This is a genomic window from Neobacillus niacini (assembly GCF_031457145.1).
GTDB classification, from domain to species: Bacteria; Bacillota; Bacilli; order Bacillales; family Cytobacillaceae; genus Neobacillus; species Neobacillus niacini_J.
Map to the genome: position 1 here is coordinate 31373 of NZ_JAVDVZ010000005.1, position 18513 is coordinate 49885.

18 protein-coding genes and 1 other annotated feature are annotated in these 18513 nt (G+C 38.5%); of the genes, 13 read left to right on the plus strand and 5 right to left on the minus strand.

The window, feature by feature from the left end:
- The first annotated feature begins 109 nt into the window (after positions 1–109).
- Positions 110–1309, plus strand: a complete 1200-nt coding sequence (metK, locus tag J2Y03_RS13685) for a methionine adenosyltransferase (protein WP_310195004.1) — start codon at positions 110–112, stop codon at positions 1307–1309.
- Positions 1310–1508: 199 nt separating this feature from the next.
- Complete coding sequence (gene asnB, locus J2Y03_RS13690) at positions 1509–3401, plus strand: asparagine synthase (glutamine-hydrolyzing) (protein WP_310195005.1); 1893 nt, start codon at positions 1509–1511, stop codon at positions 3399–3401.
- Positions 3402–3447: 46 nt separating this feature from the next.
- Here the strand turns inward: asnB and J2Y03_RS13695 are convergent, their stop codons facing one another.
- A complete protein-coding gene (locus J2Y03_RS13695) occupies positions 3448–3960 on the minus strand; it encodes a gamma carbonic anhydrase (RefSeq protein WP_310195006.1) in 513 nt (170 codons plus the stop codon).
- Between the two features lie 80 nt (positions 3961–4040).
- Here J2Y03_RS13695 and J2Y03_RS13700 point away from each other — a divergent pair, with 80 nt between their 5' ends.
- Both J2Y03_RS13700 and J2Y03_RS13705 read left to right on the plus strand, forming a co-directional pair.
- Positions 4041–4844: an alpha/beta hydrolase gene (locus J2Y03_RS13700; RefSeq protein WP_310195008.1), complete on the plus strand. Its 804-nt coding sequence runs from the start codon at positions 4041–4043 to the stop codon at positions 4842–4844.
- A gap of 209 nt (positions 4845–5053) precedes the next feature.
- Positions 5054–6136, plus strand: a complete 1083-nt coding sequence (locus tag J2Y03_RS13705) for a tetraprenyl-beta-curcumene synthase family protein (RefSeq protein WP_310195010.1) — start codon at positions 5054–5056, stop codon at positions 6134–6136.
- A gap of 64 nt (positions 6137–6200) precedes the next feature.
- On the opposite strand, the gene J2Y03_RS13710 is transcribed toward J2Y03_RS13705, so the two are convergent.
- A complete protein-coding gene (locus J2Y03_RS13710; protein WP_310195014.1) occupies positions 6201–6815 on the minus strand; it encodes a YhcN/YlaJ family sporulation lipoprotein in 615 nt (204 codons plus the stop codon).
- A 189-nt stretch (positions 6816–7004) separates the two neighbouring features.
- Between J2Y03_RS13710 and J2Y03_RS13715 the strand changes: the two genes are divergently transcribed.
- Complete coding sequence (locus J2Y03_RS13715; protein ID WP_396954210.1) at positions 7005–7778, plus strand: polysaccharide deacetylase family protein; 774 nt, start codon at positions 7005–7007, stop codon at positions 7776–7778.
- A 55-nt stretch (positions 7779–7833) separates the two neighbouring features.
- Here J2Y03_RS13715 and mnmM read toward each other — a convergent pair whose 3' ends face one another.
- On the minus strand, positions 7834–8406 hold the full coding sequence (gene mnmM, locus J2Y03_RS13720) for a tRNA 5-(aminomethyl)-2-thiouridylate-methyltransferase MnmM (protein WP_310195017.1): 573 nt from the start codon (positions 8404–8406) through the stop codon (positions 7834–7836).
- A 2-nt stretch (positions 8407–8408) separates the two neighbouring features.
- The gene (mnmL, locus tag J2Y03_RS13725; protein ID WP_132093373.1) at positions 8409–9371 is read right to left on the minus strand and encodes a tRNA modification radical SAM protein MnmL/YtqA; all 963 of its coding nucleotides are present in this window, start codon (positions 9369–9371) and stop codon (positions 8409–8411) included.
- A gap of 192 nt (positions 9372–9563) precedes the next feature.
- Here mnmL and J2Y03_RS13730 point away from each other — a divergent pair, with 192 nt between their 5' ends.
- The 5 genes from J2Y03_RS13730 to J2Y03_RS13750 all read left to right on the plus strand — a co-directional run bounded on the left by J2Y03_RS13730 (position 9564) and on the right by J2Y03_RS13750 (position 13207).
- Complete coding sequence (locus J2Y03_RS13730; protein WP_090759364.1) at positions 9564–9851, plus strand: YtzC family protein; 288 nt, start codon at positions 9564–9566, stop codon at positions 9849–9851.
- Entirely contained in the window at positions 9848–10012 is a 165-nt protein-coding gene (locus J2Y03_RS13735; protein WP_132093370.1) for a glycogen biosynthesis protein GlgD, read from the plus strand. Before J2Y03_RS13730 ends, J2Y03_RS13735 begins: the two co-directional genes overlap by 4 nt.
- A 299-nt stretch (positions 10013–10311) precedes the next feature.
- Entirely contained in the window at positions 10312–11130 is an 819-nt protein-coding gene (locus tag J2Y03_RS13740; protein ID WP_310195022.1) for a hypothetical protein, read from the plus strand.
- 98 nt (positions 11131–11228) lie between these two features.
- Positions 11229–11753, plus strand: a complete 525-nt coding sequence (locus J2Y03_RS13745; protein WP_132093364.1) for a NapC/NirT family cytochrome c — start codon at positions 11229–11231, stop codon at positions 11751–11753.
- 2 nt (positions 11754–11755) lie between these two features.
- Positions 11756–13207 carry an ammonia-forming cytochrome c nitrite reductase subunit c552 gene (locus tag J2Y03_RS13750; protein ID WP_310195026.1) on the plus strand — a complete coding sequence of 484 codons (1452 nt, stop codon included), beginning with the start codon at positions 11756–11758 and terminating at the stop codon, positions 13205–13207.
- 144 nt (positions 13208–13351) lie between these two features.
- Here the strand turns inward: J2Y03_RS13750 and J2Y03_RS13755 are convergent, their stop codons facing one another.
- A complete protein-coding gene (locus tag J2Y03_RS13755; RefSeq protein WP_310195028.1) occupies positions 13352–13732 on the minus strand; it encodes a hypothetical protein in 381 nt (126 codons plus the stop codon).
- 326 nt (positions 13733–14058) lie between these two features.
- On the opposite strand from J2Y03_RS13755, the gene J2Y03_RS13760 reads away from it, so the two are divergent.
- From J2Y03_RS13760 to leuS, 3 genes are all read left to right on the plus strand, one after another.
- Positions 14059–14283, plus strand: coding sequence for a hypothetical protein (locus J2Y03_RS13760; RefSeq protein WP_310195029.1), 225 nt, complete (start codon positions 14059–14061; stop codon positions 14281–14283).
- Positions 14284–14494: 211 nt separating this feature from the next.
- On the plus strand, positions 14495–15688 hold the full coding sequence (locus J2Y03_RS13765) for an MDR family MFS transporter (RefSeq protein ID WP_310195031.1): 1194 nt from the start codon (positions 14495–14497) through the stop codon (positions 15686–15688).
- Positions 15689–15802: 114 nt separating this feature from the next.
- Positions 15803–16025: a binding site (T-box leader), on the plus strand.
- Between the two features lie 42 nt (positions 16026–16067).
- Positions 16068–18488 carry a leucine--tRNA ligase gene (gene leuS / locus J2Y03_RS13770; RefSeq protein ID WP_310195034.1) on the plus strand — a complete coding sequence of 807 codons (2421 nt, stop codon included), beginning with the start codon at positions 16068–16070 and terminating at the stop codon, positions 18486–18488.
- Positions 18489–18513 lie beyond the last annotated feature (25 nt).

Sequence of the window (18513 nt, forward strand, 5' to 3'; positions counted from 1 at the left end):
ATTTCATACTAAGGGTATGAGTACCGTATCAATGTCAGTGGTTCAAAGAAGTATACCTGTAACCTTCATATGAACCCTTGATTTATCTCATAATAGAGGAGGAAATCAGATGTCAACAAAACGTCGTTTGTTTACTTCTGAATCAGTAACCGAAGGTCATCCAGATAAAATCTGTGATCAAATTTCTGATTCGATTTTAGATGCAATTTTAGCAAAGGATGCAAATGCTCGGGTTGCAGCTGAAACATCTGTTACCACTGGTTTAGTCTTAGTTGCAGGTGAAATTACTACATCTACATACGTTGATATTCCAAAAATTGTTCGTGAAACGGTTAAAGGTATCGGATACGATCGTGCTAAGTTTGGCTTTGATTCCGAGACCTGTGCAGTATTAACCTCCATTGGTGAACAAAGTCCTGACATCGCAATGGGTGTTGATAAGGCACTTGAGGCACGTGAAGGACTTATGTCTGATGAAGAAATTGAAGCAATTGGAGCAGGAGACCAAGGTTTAATGTTCGGGTTTGCTTGTAATGAAACAAAGGAGCTTATGCCTCTTCCGATTTCACTAGCACACAAGCTAGCTCGCAAATTAACAGAAGTACGTAAAGATAAAGTACTTGAATACCTTCGACCAGATGGTAAAACGCAAGTAACGGTTGAGTATGATGAAAATGACAAGCCTGTCCGTATTGATACGATTGTCATTTCAACCCAACATAATCCCGAAGTAACATTAGAGCAAATCCAACGTAACTTGAAGGAATATGTTATTAATCCAGTGGTACCTAAGGAATTAATCGATGAAAATACAAAATACTTTATAAACCCAACCGGTCGTTTCGTTATTGGCGGTCCTCAAGGGGATGCAGGTTTAACAGGACGCAAAATTATTGTAGATACCTATGGCGGTTATGCACGTCATGGTGGTGGGGCATTTTCTGGTAAGGATCCAACAAAAGTGGACCGTTCTGCGGCTTACGCAGCTCGTTATGTTGCGAAGAATATTGTTGCAGCAGGACTTGCTGATAAGGTTGAAGTACAGCTTGCCTATGCAATTGGTGTAGCTAGACCAGTTTCAATTGCTGTTGATACTTTTGATACTGGTAAAGTAAGTGAAGATGTTTTAGTGGACCTTGTAGGTAAAAACTTTGACCTCCGTCCAGCTGGAATCATTAAGATGCTAGACCTTCGTCGCCCAATTTATAAACAAACAGCTGCATATGGCCATTTTGGCCGTACAGATGTTGACCTTCCTTGGGAGCGTACAGATAAAGCAGACTCATTGCGTCAACAAGCTAAGGTTTAAAAAAGTAGGGGAGTTACATTTAATATGTAACTCCCTTTGCTATATTAACGTCTAAGTTTAAGCCAAACTAATTATGTGAAAACTGTTTGGTACCTGAATTTTCCTACCTTTCACACTGCCATTTTTAATTGAAAAGTGGTAGGATAGGAGAGTATGTTTTTAAGTTTGGATATTTAGATTGGAGTAGGTGAGGTACATAATGTGTGGTTTTATTGGTTGTGTACACGACAAGGAACAAAACTATCGTGATGATCAAAAACAACTATTCAAAAATATGAACGATATTATAACCCATCGTGGACCAGATGATGAAGGTTTTTTCTATGATGACCATATTCAATTTGGTTTTCGCCGCTTAAGTATTATTGATATTGAAAGTGGACACCAGCCATTAACGTATGAAAATGAACGGTATTGGATTATTTTTAATGGTGAGGTTTATAACTACGTAGAACTTCGTGAAGAATTGCTCAAAGAAGGCTTACAGTTCGCGACAAACTCTGATACAGAGGTTATTATTGCTCTTTATAGCCATTTGAAAGAAAAGGCTGTAGAAAGACTGCGGGGAATGTTTGCCTTTACGATTTGGGATAAACAAGAACAAACCCTATTTGGTGCAAGAGACCCATTCGGGATTAAACCGTACTTTTATTTTGTCGATGGAGAGAGAACGTTCTTTGCTTCCGAGAAAAAGAGTATCCTGTTAGCCCTTGAAAATGATGTTTTGGACTATGATTCACTTCAGCACTATCTAACCTATCAGTTTGTCCCAGAGCCTAGCACGATGTCTAAAGGCATTCATAAGTTAGAGCCAGGACATTATTATACGAAGAAGATAGGCTCTCCAATGGAAATCAAAAGGTATTGGAAAGCACATTTTAACCCAATACAAAAATCAGAGTCTAATTTTATTAAAGAAATACAAGATGTGTTAATTGATTCGGTTAAAATGCATATGAGAAGCGATGTGCCAGTTGGTTCTTTTCTTTCAGGCGGAATCGATTCTTCGATTATTGCATCGATTGCCAAACAATTTCACCCAGCGATTAAGACGTTTTCTGTTGGTTTCGAGCACCAGGGTTTTAGTGAAATCGATGTAGCAAAAGAAACAGCAGATAAGCTAGGGTTAGAAAACATTAGCTATGTGATTACACCGCAGGAATACATGAATGAACTGCCGAAAATCATCTGGCATATGGATGACCCGCTTGCAGATCCAGCTGCTATCCCTTTGTACTTTGTGGCTCGGGAGGCGAGAAAGCATGTTACCGTTGTTCTTTCAGGTGAAGGTGCAGATGAGTTATTCGGCGGCTACAATATTTATCGTGAACCGCAAGATTTAGAGGTGTTTAATAAAATCCCGCGAGTAGGTAAAGTCTTATTAAAAGGGATTGCCAACATGATGCCTGAGGGTATGAAAGGGAAGAGCTTTATTGAACGTGGAGTTACTCCTATGGAAGAACGTTATATTGGCAATGCCAAAATGTTCACGGAGACAGAAAAGAGACAACTGCTTTCTGTATACCGTGAAGGTTTAAACCACATGGATATCACCAAACCACTCTATGCAGAAACAAGAAGTTATGATCCTGTTGACCGGATGCAATACGTTGATATTCATACATGGATGCGCGGGGATATCTTATTGAAAGCAGATAGAGTGACCATGGCTCATTCCCTTGAGCTCCGTGTTCCATTTTTGGATAAAGAGGTTTTTGAAATAGCGTCGAAAATTCCAACCAGCTTAAAAACGGCTAATGGTACAACCAAATATATCTTGCGAAAAGCAGCGGAAGGAATCGTTCCGGATCATGTGCTAACCCGTAAGAAACTGGGCTTCCCTGTTCCAATTCGCCACTGGTTGAAAAATGAAATGAATGACTGGGCAAAAACGATAATTCGCGAAAGTTGCACGGATCATTTAATCAATAAGGCTTTTGTGTTAAACCTTCTAGAAGACCACTGCCAAGGTAAAACAGATAACAGCCGTAAAATCTGGACGGTTCTCATTTTCATGATTTGGCATCAGGTTTATGTAGAGGGGAAATACTCCTTTTTCGGACAAAAAGAATTACAGACAATGAAGAATTAATATTTTAGCACCCATAAAGAAAGATGTATGGGTGCTTTTTATATTTCTATTTTTGTAAGGATTTATAATACTGGGCTTTCTCTGCATATTCTGTATAAATTCTGTTCATTTCACTTATGTCATGTTCATTTAATTCTCTAATAACTTTTGCGGGTCTGCCAAATGCTAATGTATTAGGTGGAATCTTTTTGCCTTGTGGTACGAGGCTTCCTGCACCGATAAAAGCGCCTTCTCCGATTTCAGCTTGGTCTAGAATGATGGAACCCATGCCGATTAATGCCTTTTTACGAATAATACAGCTGTGAAGAATAACCTGATGACCAACGGTAACTTCATCCTCCAGAATCAATGGATTGTTCGGACTTTGGTGCAGAACGGAGTTGTCTTGGATATTAACCTTTTTGCCGATAATAGTTGGTGCAACATCTCCTCTAATGACGGAATTGAACCAAACGCTTGATTTATCGCCAATTTCAACATCACCTGTAATGGTGGTGAAGTCTGCAATAAATGCAGAGTCTGCAATTTTTGGATATTTTCCTTTGTATGGGTATATCACTTGAGTCTCTCCTTTTTGACTGAAATTCATATTCATTCTAATATTATACTAAATAGGATATTTTTCTAGGGGGAAAAACGATGTGGAAGTGGGAAGCAGAAGGGGAAGCAAAGGCTGTAATTGTGATGGTTCACGGTGCAATGGAACATCATCGTCGTTACGGCTGGCTCATCGAAATGTGGCGCAGGTCTGGATTTCATGTCATTATGGGTGACCTTCCTGGTCAGGGTATGACAACAAGATCCCGCAGGGGCCATATAGATTCCTTCGAAGAGTACTTAATAGAAGTGAAGGATTGGATTAAAGCAGCCTATCGTTATAAACTGCCAGTTTTTTTACTAGGCCATAGTATGGGAGGCTTAATAGCTATACGTCTGCTGCAGGAAGAACAATTGAACTTAGCAGGAGTCATTCTCTCCTCCCCATGCCTAGGTTTAGTTCATGCTCCACCAAAATTCTTGGATTTACTTTCACATGGACTTAATGTTGTTTTTCCATCACTAAAAATGAATTCAGGCTTAACCGTTGATATGGCAACGAGAAACCAGGATGTCATTGCTGCAGATGAAAATGATACTCTCTATATCACAAAAGTCTCAATTAGATGGTACCGTGAATTAGCAGGTGCTATGAAGGAGGCATTTCTATCGATTGAAGGTACAAAGGATGTGCCGATGCTTGTTATGCAAGCAGGTGATGAAAAGATTGTTAAAAAGGCTCCTGTTAAGAATTGGTTCAACCATGCACCTTTATCAGAAAAAAGATTTAAGGAATGGCCCAAGCTTTATCATGAAATTTTTAATGAACCAGAACGGGAAGATGTATTTGAGTACGCGAAGGATTTTGTCACCAGCCAATTAAAAGCAATAGGTTATATTGTTTAACTGGACTGTTTTTAAGAATAGCTGTTAAAATCTTAAAGCCGATTTTAACGTGAAATTAGTATTTATTAAGCTTTGAATTTAGTTTGCAGGCTCTTTTCTTATTATATATTTACTGGTTTCTGTGAAAACTTCATCACAAACATAAATTTTGTTTCAAAAAGAAACAAAGTATAAGAAAAGAGCCTTTAAGAAGGGATAGATAATTCTCCATGATGCCAATCAAACTCATGTCGAAGGTATATAGTAAAATTATTCCAGCTGTTCATCAAGAATTGGGTTATTGGAGGTCCCGAGCAGAAAGTATCCCTAATGAAGAGCTTAGAACGCAAGCTCTGGCGAGTATTGAGCATAAAACGTTTCACTGTGAAGGTGGAGCTATTTTAGCTCTTACTGCGAATGATGATTATAAAAAGGCGGTTAAATTTATTGTCGCCTATCAAACAATTAGTGATTACTTGGATAATTTGTGTGACCGGAGCACATCGCTTGATCCCAAGGATTTTGCTGCCCTCCATGAATCCATGCACGATGCACTTACTTTAGAGGCTAAGCCCAAAAATTATTACAGGTTTCGTGAAGATCAGAACGATGGGGATTATTTAAAAGATTTGGCCGCCACATGCAGATCAGTCTTAAGAGAATTGGAACATTACCATTTAATCAAAGACTACTTATTAGAACTCTGTGAATACTACTGTAGCCTGCAAATACACAAGCATGTTATTCAGGAAGAACGTGTACCTAGATTGGAAAAATGGTTCGAGAATTATCAAGACAATCTTCCTGAAATGGAATGGTACGAATTTTCTGCTTGCTCTGGCTCAACCTTGGGGATATTTTGTCTCGTTTCTTATGCGATGAGAGCGGATTTTCAAGCAAAGGATGCAGAAAATATCATGAAAGGATATTTTCCGTACATACAAGGTCTCCATATTTTGTTGGATTATTTTATCGATCAAGAAGAAGACCGAGAAGGCGGCGACTTGAATTTCTGCTTTTATTATGACAATCAAGAAACTCTTTTTAATCGTTTAAAGCACTTTGTCCATGAGGCAGACCGACATACTGAGTTCCTGCCACATAAAAAATTTCATCAGTTAATTAACCGTGGTTTGTTAGGAATTTATTTATCTGACGGGAAGGTTCGCAAGCAGAAGAAAATACGGAAATTAGCAAAAGAAATGATTAAGACAGGTGGTATTATCAGCTATTTCTTTTATATCAACTGTATTGCTTACAGATCCGTACAGAAATGGATTCCCACTCTTTTCACTAGACCTATCGTAAAATAAAACGGTCAGCCAGAAATATTTTCTGGCTGACCGTTTTTTAAGTGGGTCGTTCGTTGAAAATTATTTATCGTGCAGTCGGGAAGGTTCGTCTTACTATTGTATTAAATTCATCAAAAAATCCCGCAACTGGATGACCGTTTCGAATATCATTTGCATATGAAGTCGTTCTGGTATAGAAGTCAGGATTTACTGATACATATACATTGTTAATATTTCGATCCGTTGACTTTACGACATCAGCTATTTTTCTCTCGACATCTCTTTCAAGCCGATTCCCAGTATCATTTGCTAATCTGGCTGCTACATATGCATTATGATCTGTCACAAGGACATTTGCATGTTCCACTTCGCGCATAGAAACAATTTTTTCTGCAGCTTCATCAGCTACAGCGATCCGATTATTTTTGTTATTAACATTGGTAACATTCCGGTTTACGTTATAACGATCATAGTCACGATTTGTATTATAGTTTACGTTAGTTCGATTAAAATCACGATTTGTATTGTAATTTACGTTAGTTCGATCATAGCCGCGATTTGTATTGTAGTTTACGTTTTTAAAGTTATTATGATCCTGATTTCTCAATGCCGTTTTGTTTGCGTTATTATTAGTTGTTCCGCATGCGGTGAGTAGCAATGATGAAAATGCAGCAGAAACCATAAGAGTTTTCCATTTCATCTTTATAACCTCCTAAAATTATCGTACAATTTTAGTTTGTTAAAACGATTGATGCTTATTCTTAAAAATATATTCCAGATTATAAGTTGATTAATGAAGGACCTATTTAATAAAAATAAGTCTAATGAAATATAATAATAAGGATAAAGAATGAAGTAACTCTTATGTCCTTTTGAGGAGTGTATGATTTTGCGGAAAATTTGGATGTTAACCATTCTCTTATTCACTTGTTTATTCTACACAAGTGATGTATACGCTTTCACTGATAGTCGTGAAGCGTATGAAAAAACAGGAAAGGTAATTTGGGAAGTAAATACGAAGGAAAAAATGGTGTCCATCACCTTTGATGATGGACCTCATCCCCTTTTTACCCCTCAAATACTTGATATCTTAGCTAAATACCATGCAAAAGCAACCTTTTTTGTAGTAGGGAATAAAGTTGAATTATATCCTGATGTTTTACAAAGGATAAAAAAAGAGGGACACGAAATTGCTAATCATACGAATAAACATATATATAGTCGGAATTTAACATCTGCTACATTAACAGCCGAATTAGAGAAAACGGATAAAATTATTCAGCAAATCACTGGAGATAAACCTACACTTTATCGGCCAGTAGGCGGGTTGTATAATGATGTAATTATTAATACAGCTATAAAAAATGGGAAAATGGTGATTTTATGGTCTTGGCATCAAGATCCAGAAGATTGGAAAAAACCGGGAGCCAATAAAATCTCAAGACATATTACGAAGAGTGTTCAACCAGGTAATATCATTCTACTCCATGATTGGATAGGCAGTGGAGGTGGTAAAACATCTCAGACGGTTAAAGCATTAGAAAGCATTATGGAATTTTTGTCCCTGAATGGTTATAAATGTGTAACGGTATCTGAATTGCTTTATCAATCATCGACAATAACGCCATCCCCATTTGACCCGTTTCAACCAAAGAAGGATTAAGAAGTAAAGGGGTGATACATATTGAATAATATGTATCACCCCTTTATATTCAAGTTTATCTCTTTTCAATTGCAACAATAAAAGGTGGATTGTTTTGTTGATTCATAAATCGGTACTGCAGCACATGCGCTTTTTTTTGATCAATTTCCTGACAGTAGCTCAACAAAGCGTCACGTTCGAGTGCTCCCTCATCATGACCATGGTAAATCACAAGAATGATTACACCTTCAGGGGTCATAATCTCAAGTAATTGTTCAATGGCTGAGATGGTCGTCTTTGGTTTTGTAACAATGGATTTATCACTGCCTGGTAAATAACCTAAGTTAAAGATGGCCGCACTTATTTTTCCGTGTTGCTCAACAGGAATTAAGTTGGACAGCAATTCGTGACCAGCATGAAAGATGGTCACCCGGTCTGCAATTCCGTGCTGGGTTAGTCTTTCTCTACTGGTACGAATGGCGTCCTCTTGTACATCAAATCCATACACTTTGCCATTTTCACCAACAAGATTTGCGAGAAATAAAGTGTCATGACCATTCCCTACTGTAGCGTCAACAACTACATCACGACTGGTAACTGCGTTTTCAAGTAATTTCTTTGCAAAGGGGAGTATTCGATCAAGCTTCATTTCTAAGCCTCCACTGTGCTATTTTGATAAAATTTCCCTTGATAGCTGTCTCTTCTTTTTAGCTCTGCATCTATCGCATTTAGTACTTCCCACTTATTGACACTCCACATAGGTCCAACCATTAAGTCAATCGGTCCATCACCAGTAATGCGATGAACAATCATTTCCGGCGGTAAAATTTCTAATTGATCACATACTAAATTTACATAGTCCTCTTGGGAGAGAAAATCAAGCATTCCTTTTTCATACTGTTTCACCATAGGTGTACCTTTTAGTAAATGAAGCAAGTGAATTTTTATTCCTTGTACATCGAGTTTTGCCACTTCTCTAGCTGTTTCCATCATCATTTCATAGGATTCAAGCGGTAATCCATTAATAATATGCGAGCATATTCGAATTCCATGTTTTCTTAGCTTATTTACACCTTCTACATAACATTGAAAATCATGAGCACGATTAATTAATAATGCAGTACGTTCATGGACTGTCTGTAAGCCGAGCTCGACCCATAAATAAGTCCTTTGATTTAATTCAGCTAAGTATTCTACGACGTCATCAGGCAGGCAATCGGGACGAGTGGCAATCGATAATCCGACTACTCCTTCTTGTTTGAGCACCTTCTCAAATTTTTCACGGAGAACCTCAACAGGTGCATGGGTATTTGTATAGGCTTGGAAGTAGGCCATATACTTGCCATCTTTCCATTTCGTATGCATTTTTTCCTTTATTTCAAGGAATTGTGTCTCTAAATCGTCTGTCCGGTCGCCGGCAAAATCGCCAGAACCAGCAGCGCTGCAAAACGTACAACCTCCGTGTGCGACGGTACCATCACGGTTTGGGCAGTCGAAACCGCCATCTAAAGCAACTTTAAAAACTTTATGGCCAAATTCCTGGCGTAAATGATAATTCCAAGTATGATAACGTTTATCGTCAGTAGCATATGGAAAAGGGTTGGTCTGAGTCAATTCAGCAACCTCCTTTATATTTTCAAACATAAACTAAATTTTAACATGAAAATATAGGCTTATCCAACTGTATTGTTTACCAGTAATTATCTATCGTTCGTTGTAATAGGAAAAAGGAGAGAGAACAAAATAAGACATGAAGCACTTTGCTTCTATGAGGGAGTGTGTCACAAAAAAGAAGGGGGTCCTTAGATGGCTACACGTGCTTCAATGGACGCATTAATGCAGCAGTGTGAGGATACAATTCGCTATGCGAAAGAACAATTTGAAGAAAGCAGCCTTCAAGAGCAATATAATAATGATGATTATACGAAGGCCTTACAGGATCTTGAACAGACCTATCAAGATATAGCGAAGATGGCCCATAGTGCGAATTCCCAGCAGCGGGATCAACTCCATCGTATGAGACTGCAAATTCAGCAGCTTCAAAATACTTTGATTTTAGAAGGACAGACTTATACAGGAGGAAGCCTATCTTGAAAAAACGTTCAAAACAAAATAACCCAGAACAAAAAACAAGAAATGGTGTTAACAATCAAGATCTTGAGCTTGGTCAGGATGTTGATCTTGTTAAACAATCGAAAAAGAAATATGAAAAATCTGGCGGTCAGCCGGTGAAGTCGAAGTTTCACCAAGAATAAAATCAATCATCTTAATAAATCTCAGGAAACCTTCAACTTTGGTTGAAGGTTTTTTATATGAAAAACCCTAAAGACACGGTGAAAATAAGGTAAAATTGCAGTTCACAAATTAGAAATAACTATATAACTTTTTGTGATTTTGGTCACAGAATGAGCTTAGTTAACATGGGATAAATAAAGTATGAATTTCAGCTATCAATAATAAATAAAACACAAAGCCTGATAATAAATATATTTTTTTTGGAATTTATTGTGAATGAATTCACAATAAATTCACAACTTGAAAGGAAGGAAAAATGATGAAAAGATTATGTTTTATCTTTTGTTTACTGCTCCTATTAAACCCTGCCATTACGACAGCAGAAGAAAACGAAAACATCCTGAATATGCAGGAACTTTCAATAAAAGTCATGCCAGAATTTACTTACCATCCAAATGATGTCAACAAAGAACATCCCCCATTATTAATTGGTTACCAAGGAACAATGCTTAATCAATCGGACCAGCCGCAAAAAGGGCAAATAGAATTGCCGTTGCCTATGGGGGATAAGAACTTTCGAATTGGCTATGTTGCGGATTATTCCAGTGACTTATCGAAGGTGTATGAAATTGAATACATAATCGACCAAGAAAAAGGAACCATTTCCTGGACAACAAGCGAAGAAATCCAACCAAATGATGTTTATAAATTCGTTGTAGAATTTTATACAGATACGATAATCGTTGAAAAAGAAAAGAAATCAGTTGCATTTCAATTTAAGAGCTTCACGGATGTTGGCTTATTCAATGTTTCATTCATTCAGCCCCTCCAAGCGGAAAATATCGAACTTAATCCAGCACCTGAAGAGAAAAAAACGCACGCTGATGAAGAAGGGATTTACTCCTACAACTTTCAAGGATTGAAAGCTGGAGAAGAGAAAAGTTTCAAACTTTTTTATGACCGAACTGAAACAAAAACTACAGTTGAGCTAATGGAGAAGCAAGAACAACAGCCTGTTGAAAAAGTAGAAAATAATAAAGCATCTAGTGTTCTTTCCATCGCAGCAGTCAGTGGAGTAGGATTGCTTTTTGCAGGTGCCATTACTTTGTTTATAAAAAGAAACCGAAAAAAGAACTAACAATGCAAGACCATTCCTTGCGGCAATAGAGTGCAAATTGTGCTTTATTCAATAAATAGTAGAGAAAGATTGATCTAAATATTATGGGAGGTGAAAGGATGTTAAAGAAAGGATTTAAAAAATTGTGGGCAATCGATAAAAGGGTATTGCTTTTAGGGGCACTTATCGCTGGTGTACTCTTTTCATTGGGCACAGTTAAAACAATGGCTTACTTAGACTCACCAGGGTTTTGTCAAAACTGCCACACGATGAAGTCGGTGTATACCTCATTCGTCGATTCCACTCATGCTGAATTGCAGTGCAATGACTGTCATTTGCCGCATGAGAATGAGGTAGGAAAACTATTTTTTAAAGGCCGTGCTGGGATGACTCATATCTATTATAACACCTTAGGTACTGAAGACATTCCGGATAGAATTTATGCGACGTCGCGCACAATGAGGGTAATTAATCAAAACTGTGCTGATTGTCATAAGAGTACGATTGGTAATGTCTCACATGATGCGAAAGATAACTGTATGTCATGTCATAAGACAGTACCACATGGAAAAGACTTTAAGGATGATACCTATGACCAGGCACCAAAGTCTGGCGATTTATTAAAAAATAAGGGAGGATTTTAAGAATGAATAGGTTCCGTTATGGGGCATACCTCCTTCTACTAGTATTTGTGCTCGTCATTACTGGCTGCAGTAATTCCAGTGAGGAGAAAAGCGAAAAAACAGCAAGTGCTAAGGAAGTGAAGGGAACAACAGGCCTTTCTAAGGATGAAATAAGCAACGAAGCATTTAAAGAATTATTTCCGCTTCAATATAATAGCTACAAGAAAAATGAAAAAATGGAAGATACCAAATACAATGGTTCAGTAAAGCGCAGTAAGTATGACCCTGATAAGGAACCATTGCTGCCAGTTCTATTTAACGGCTATGGTTTTGCAACAGAGTATAATGAAGACCGCGGACACGTTTATGCACTTGAGGATATTAAAGATGTTAAACGGATTAACGATAAATCAGTTGGTTCATGTTATACATGTAAATCAACTGCTGTTCCGCAAATGATTGAAGAAATGGGCGACGACTATTGGGGAGCTAATTTCAGACAAGAAATTTGGCCAAAAGGGGAAGCAATGGGACACTCGCCAATCGGCTGTTCTGACTGTCATGATCCGGAAACAATGGATTTGCGCGTTACCCGCCCAAGCTTTTACAAAGCTTTAGAAGCAAAAGGTGTTGATTATTCAAACCCAACGAAAAACGATATGCGCAGCTATGTTTGTGGACAGTGCCATGTTGAGTATCACTTTGCAGCTAATAACAGCGAAGTAACCTTCCCATGGGATAATGGCTTCAAACCAGCTGATATGTATGAATATTATAATACAATTGCCAAAGAAAATGGCTTTGAAAAGGATTGGGTTCACAATATTTCAGGTGCACCAATGCTAAAAGCACAGCACCCAGAATTTGAAACACATGCTAGCGGCACACATGGTAAAGCAAATGTATCTTGTGCTGACTGTCATATGCCATATGAGCGTGTAGATGGAAAAAGAAAGATTACTTCACACTATTGGACTTCACCACTTAAAACAATGGACACAGCTTGTGGACAATGCCATGGTGACCGTGATTTAGACAAATTAAAAGATCGTGTTACTGAAATCCAAGATGCAACCGTAAATGCATTACATGAAGCACAGGACATCTCTACTTCAGCTCACTATTATATTAATAAGATGATTACTTCCGGAGTCAGCCCAGACAAAATCAAGCAGGCACAAGAATTTGTCCGTAAAGGTCAATGGTTCTGGGATATTATTGCTGCTGAAAACTCTTCAGGATTCCATAACCCACAAGGTTCAATGGATTCATTACGAGAATCAGTTGTACAATCTAACAATGCCATTCGCCTTGCAACTGAAGAGTTAGTGAAAAAAGGTGTGAGCATCGAAGAGCTTACTTCCGAGATTGAAAAAGCGAAAACAGCTGTACAAGCTGAATCTGTAAACGATAAGAAAAAGGATCATGCTATTAACAGCTACTTCCCTGCACAGCAGCCAGTAGCAAAAAAATAAACCCTTTCATCAATTTACTTAATCGTCCCGCTAAGAAGGATTAAGAAAGATTGAGAAAGAGTCTATAAAGGCCATAGAAAACACTGCTTTCACTGTGAGAGCGGTGTTTTCTTCTGTATATTTTGGCAAATGTAGAGCCGTGTGTCAATTTGTATGCGTGTAAGAGGAGCTTACGGGCGCCATGTGCTCCAAAAAATAAAAAAGAGAGTTTTCGGTCAAGTGGGGAGCGCCATGTGCACCAAAAAATAAAAAAGAGAGTTTTCGGTCAAGTGGGAAGCCGCCATGTGCTCCAAAAAATAAAAAGGAGAGTTTTCGGTCAAGTGGGGAGCCGCCATGTGCACCAAAAAATAAAAAAGAGAGTTTTCGGTCAAGTGGGGAGCCGCCATGTGCTCCAAAAAATAAAAAGGGGAGTTTTCGGTCAAGTGGGGAGCCGCCATGTGCACCAAAAAATAAAAAAGAGAGTTTTCGGTCAAGTGGGGAGCCGCCATGTGCACCAAAAAAATAAAAAGGAAAGTTTTCGGTCAAGTGGGGAGCCGCCATGTGCACCAAAAAAAAAAGGAAAGTTTTCGGTTAAGTGGGGAGCCGCCATGTGCACCAAAAAATAAAAAGGAGAGTTTTCGGTCAAGTGGGGAGCCGCCATGTGCACCAAAAAATAAAAAGGAGAGTTTTCGGTCAAGTGGGGGGCCGCCACTTACCCCAAAAAACAAAAAAGAAAATTTTCGGTCAAGTGGAATGGCACGAAAAAAATAATAGGGAGTTTTTCGGAATTTAACCGTCGCCCCTGGTCTAAAACCATGGATATTACAATATTTTATATTGAGATTCCAATCCATATGAATGGAGAGACCAAAATGTTTGTTGTCCATTTTCTTGAAAACAAAAATGTCCTTCTGAGTCAACTTCTTAACAAAGTTCCGATAGTAGGTGAAGATGTAGTAGTTAAAGGGCGCAAAGGGAAAGTGTCAAGTATTACACAAATAGATGAAAAACAAATTCAGGTACAACTCTTTTTTGAGAAAGTCAAAGTTAATAAAGGTAAATCTGTAGTTGATAATTCTAAAAAGAAAAAACGGTAACCATGAAGTGCTCATGATGACCGTAAACCAAGAAAAAACGAAAAAGTGGTAACTATGAAACTTTTACCTTATTAAAATAAACCACCAAAAGTCTCGTTATTTGAGACTTTTTTTTTAATTACAACAATTTAGAAAAGCATTGCATGGAAGAGGGAATGAGACTACAATATCTTTTGGAACTCGAAATAAGTTAATGTTAGGAGCGTTTTTCATGCCACGTGCCTTATGGCTGTTAATTATTGGGATGGCAGTGAATGTAACTGGCTCTTCTTTTTTATGGCCTTTAAATACCATCTATATTCACGATCATTTAGGGAAATCTTTAACAATAGCCGGAGTTGTTTTAATGTTAAATGCCGGTGCGACAGTTATTGGAAACTTATTCGGAGGCGCTCTTTTTGATAAAATCGGTGGCTATAAATCAATCCTTCTAGGAATCTGGGTTACGCTTTTAGCCCTTATTGGATTAACGATTTGGCATGGCTGGCCAGCTTATGTCATCTTTTTAACCATTACTGGTTTTGGAACAGGAATTGTTTTCCCAGCTATGTTTGCAATGGCAGGAACGGTTTGGAAAGAGGGAGGACGGAAAGCCTTTAATGCTATTTATGTAGCTCAAAACCTGGGAGTTGCAGTTGGGGCGTCCCTTGGTGGATTTGTTGCAGATTATTCATTCCAGTTCATTTTCCTCGCGAATACGATCATGTACGTCATCTTTTTCATTATTGCTGTTTTTGGCTATAGAAATATCTCAACAGGACCAACAAAGCAAGCAAAAGCAAAGGATCAGGTAATTATAAAAAATCGAAAAAATTTGCAGGCTTTGCTTATTTTATGTGCTGGCTATTCGCTGTGCTGGGTTGCCTATGTTCAATGGACAACAACCATTTCATCCTATACACAGGAAATCAACATTTCATTAACTCAATATAGTTTTTTGTGGACGATAAATGGGGCATTAATTGTCCTTGGACAGCCAATTTTAAATAGAGTGTTGAAGCATCTTTCTGCATCGCTTAAGGTTCAAATTCTTATTGGAATCGGTTTTTTTATCGTTTCGTTTTTGATTGTGGGAAAGGTAACTGTGTTTACAGGCTTCCTTGTAGCGATGATCATCTTAACTATTGGTGAAATGTTTATCTGGCCAGCAGTACCAACCGTCGCTTTTGAATTAGCACCGAAGGGAAGAGAGGGATTCTACCAAGGAATCGTCAACAGTACTGCTACTGGAGGAAGAATGGTAGGTCCATTACTAGGTGGAGTACTTGTCGATTTATACAGCATGTCGGCACTATTCCTTGTCTTAATTGGCTTATTCATTATCGCGATTGTAACAACCATATTATATGATCGTATTTTAAAATCAAGAAAAGAATTAGTAGATATAAATTTGCCGGTCTCATGATGAGGCCGGTTTTTATTTGTTTAAAAATAATTCCTATAGGACATACTGATTTGGGTGAATGTTTACTTGCATACTGAACTGAAATTTAATACAATAACCGTAATACTTTTATAATTAATAACATTGATTAGGAGTAGTAGTGATTCATTCCCGTTATAGAGAGTTGACGGCTGGTGGGAGTCAACCGGGTATATCATGAACTCGCCTATGAGTTGCAAACATGAAAAGGTCAGTAATGTTTGCCGTTTGCCGCGTTAAGGTGAATGAAGCGAGTGTTTACAACACTAATGTGGGTGGTACCGCGGGAAGATACATATATAATCCTCTCGTCCCTTTTGGGATGAGGGGTTTTTTTAATTTTTTTTAGGAGGCAACACTTATGAGTTTCGATCATCAGCATATTGAGAAAAAGTGGCAAAAGAAATGGGAAGAAGAAAAAACATTTAAAACAAGTGAAGAATTTGATAAACAAAAATTTTACGTATTAGATATGTTTCCATACCCATCTGGGGCTGGATTGCATGTAGGACACCCTGAAGGATATACCGCTACAGATATTCTTGCACGCTTAAAGAGAATGCAGGGGTACAATGTTCTACATCCGATTGGATGGGATGCATTCGGTCTACCTGCGGAGCAGTATGCATTAGATACTGGTAACGACCCAGCAGAGTTTACGGAAAAAAATATTAACACGTTCCGGAGACAAATCAAATCACTAGGATTCTCCTATGACTGGGATCGAGAAGTAAATACAACGGATCCAGAGTACTATAAATGGACGCAATGGATTTTCTTAAAGCTATGGGAAAAGGGTCTAGCCTATATAGATGAAGTGGCAGTGAACTGGTGTCCAGCGCTTGGAACGGTTTTAGCAAATGAAGAGGTTATTGATGGGAAGAGTGAACGTGGAGGTCATCCGGTTGAACGCCGTCCAATGAAGCAATGGATGTTAAGAATTACGGCTTACGGTGATCGTTTACTTGAGGACTTAGAAGAGCTTGACTGGCCAGAGAGCCTTAAAGAAATGCAGCGCAACTGGATTGGTCGTTCTGAGGGTGCAGAAGTTACCTTTAACATTGAAGGACATGATGAAACATTTACTGTATTCACAACTCGTCCCGATACGCTGTTTGGTGCCACCTATGCAGTGCTTGCTCCAGAGCATTCATTTGTGGATAAAATTACAACTGCTGAACAGCAAGCAGCTGTATACGCTTATTTAGACAAAGTAAAAACGAAGAGTGATCTTGAGCGAACTGACTTAGCGAAGGAAAAAACAGGCGTATTTACGGGTGCCTATGCAATTAATCCTGTTAACGGCGAAAAAATGCCAATCTGGATTGCTGATTATGTTTTAGTAAGCTATGGTACTGGTGCCATTATGGCTGTTCCTGCACATGATGAGCGCGACTATGAATTTGCAAAACAATTTGATCTTCCAATTATTCCTGTTGTTGCAGGTGGAGATATTGAAACGGAAGCCTTTACAGGTGACGGAGAACACATTAATTCAGATTTCTTAAATGGGTTAAATAAAGAGGAAGCAATCACGAAGATGATAGCTTGGTTGGAAGAGAAGGAAATTGGTACGAAAAAGGTAACGTTCCGTCTACGCGATTGGTTGTTCAGCCGCCAGCGTTATTGGGGTGAGCCGATTCCAATTATCCATTGGGAAGATGGTACAATGACAGCCGTACCGGAAGACCAGCTGCCATTAACCTTACCGAAGACAACCAATATCAAACCTTCGGGAACGGGAGAATCACCACTTGCGGTGATTGAGGACTGGGTACATGTAGTTGATCCGGAAACAGGTAAAAAGGGTCGTCGTGAAACGAATACAATGCCACAATGGGCAGGAAGCTGTTGGTATTATTTACGCTATATTGATCCTAAAAATGATCAAGCACTTGCTTCATCCGAAAAATTAAAGCACTGGCTTCCAGTTGATGTATACATTGGTGGTGCAGAGCATGCAGTTCTTCACTTACTATACGCACGCTTCTGGCATAAAGTCCTTTATGATATTGGAGTAGTACACACTAAAGAACCATTCCAAAAGCTTTTCAACCAAGGAATGATTCTAGGTGAAAACAATGAAAAAATGAGTAAATCAAAAGGCAACGTTGTAAATCCTGATGATATTGTTGACAGCCACGGTGCCGACACACTTCGTTTATATGAAATGTTTATGGGTCCATTAGACGCTTCCATTGCTTGGTCAGCAAATGGCCTTGACGGATCCCGTCGTTTCTTAGATCGTATCTGGCGTTTAATGGTTGAAGAAAACGGAGAGTTAAATCCAAAAATCCAGGCAGCTGAAGAGGCTTCTACCTTAGAAAAGGTTTATCATCAAACTGTGAAAAAAGTAACAGAGGACTATGAAGGATTACGATTTAATACCGCGATTTCACAAATGATGGTATTTATTAATGAAGCATACAAAGCAACTGTTCTTCCAAAGCATTTTATGGAAGGATTTGTGAAAATGCTCGCTCCTGTTGCGCCGCATGTTGCAGAGGAACTTTGGGAGAAGCTTGGCCATACAGGTACAACCATTTCTTATGAAACGTGGCCAGCCTATGATGAAGCTAAGTTAGTGGATAATGAAGTAGAAATTGTGATTCAAGTTAACGGGAAAGTGAAGACGAAGCTATTGGTTCCAACTGACGCGAGTAAAGAAGCTTTAGAAGGTATTGCAATGGATGATGAAAGAGTGAAGGAACAAATCGTAGGAAAAACGATTCGCAAAGTAATAACAGTTCCTGGTAAGCTAGTAAATATTGTTGCAAATTAATTAATACGAGGGAACCCCCTATAAA

What these genes read in the sequence shown, in the direction of transcription:
- J2Y03_RS13750 (WP_310195026.1), top strand. Translation starts at nt 11,756, where the DNA reads ATGAATAGGTTCCGTTATGGGGCATACCTCCTTCTACTAGTATTTGTG.
- mnmM (WP_310195017.1), bottom strand. Translation starts at nt 8,406, where the DNA reads ATGAAGCTTGATCGAATACTCCCCTTTGCAAAGAAATTACTTGAAAAC.
- J2Y03_RS13705 (WP_310195010.1), top strand. Translation starts at nt 5,054, where the DNA reads ATGATGCCAATCAAACTCATGTCGAAGGTATATAGTAAAATTATTCCA.
- J2Y03_RS13700 (WP_310195008.1), top strand. Translation starts at nt 4,041, where the DNA reads ATGTGGAAGTGGGAAGCAGAAGGGGAAGCAAAGGCTGTAATTGTGATG.
- J2Y03_RS13730 (WP_090759364.1), top strand. Translation starts at nt 9,564, where the DNA reads ATGGCTACACGTGCTTCAATGGACGCATTAATGCAGCAGTGTGAGGAT.
- J2Y03_RS13760 (WP_310195029.1), top strand. Translation starts at nt 14,059, where the DNA reads ATGTTTGTTGTCCATTTTCTTGAAAACAAAAATGTCCTTCTGAGTCAA.
- metK (WP_310195004.1), top strand. Translation starts at nt 110, where the DNA reads ATGTCAACAAAACGTCGTTTGTTTACTTCTGAATCAGTAACCGAAGGT.
- J2Y03_RS13710 (WP_310195014.1), bottom strand. Translation starts at nt 6,815, where the DNA reads ATGAAATGGAAAACTCTTATGGTTTCTGCTGCATTTTCATCATTGCTA.
- J2Y03_RS13740 (WP_310195022.1), top strand. Translation starts at nt 10,312, where the DNA reads ATGAAAAGATTATGTTTTATCTTTTGTTTACTGCTCCTATTAAACCCT.
- J2Y03_RS13745 (WP_132093364.1), top strand. Translation starts at nt 11,229, where the DNA reads ATGTTAAAGAAAGGATTTAAAAAATTGTGGGCAATCGATAAAAGGGTA.
- asnB (WP_310195005.1), top strand. Translation starts at nt 1,509, where the DNA reads ATGTGTGGTTTTATTGGTTGTGTACACGACAAGGAACAAAACTATCGT.
- J2Y03_RS13765 (WP_310195031.1), top strand. Translation starts at nt 14,495, where the DNA reads ATGCCACGTGCCTTATGGCTGTTAATTATTGGGATGGCAGTGAATGTA.
- leuS (WP_310195034.1), top strand. Translation starts at nt 16,068, where the DNA reads ATGAGTTTCGATCATCAGCATATTGAGAAAAAGTGGCAAAAGAAATGG.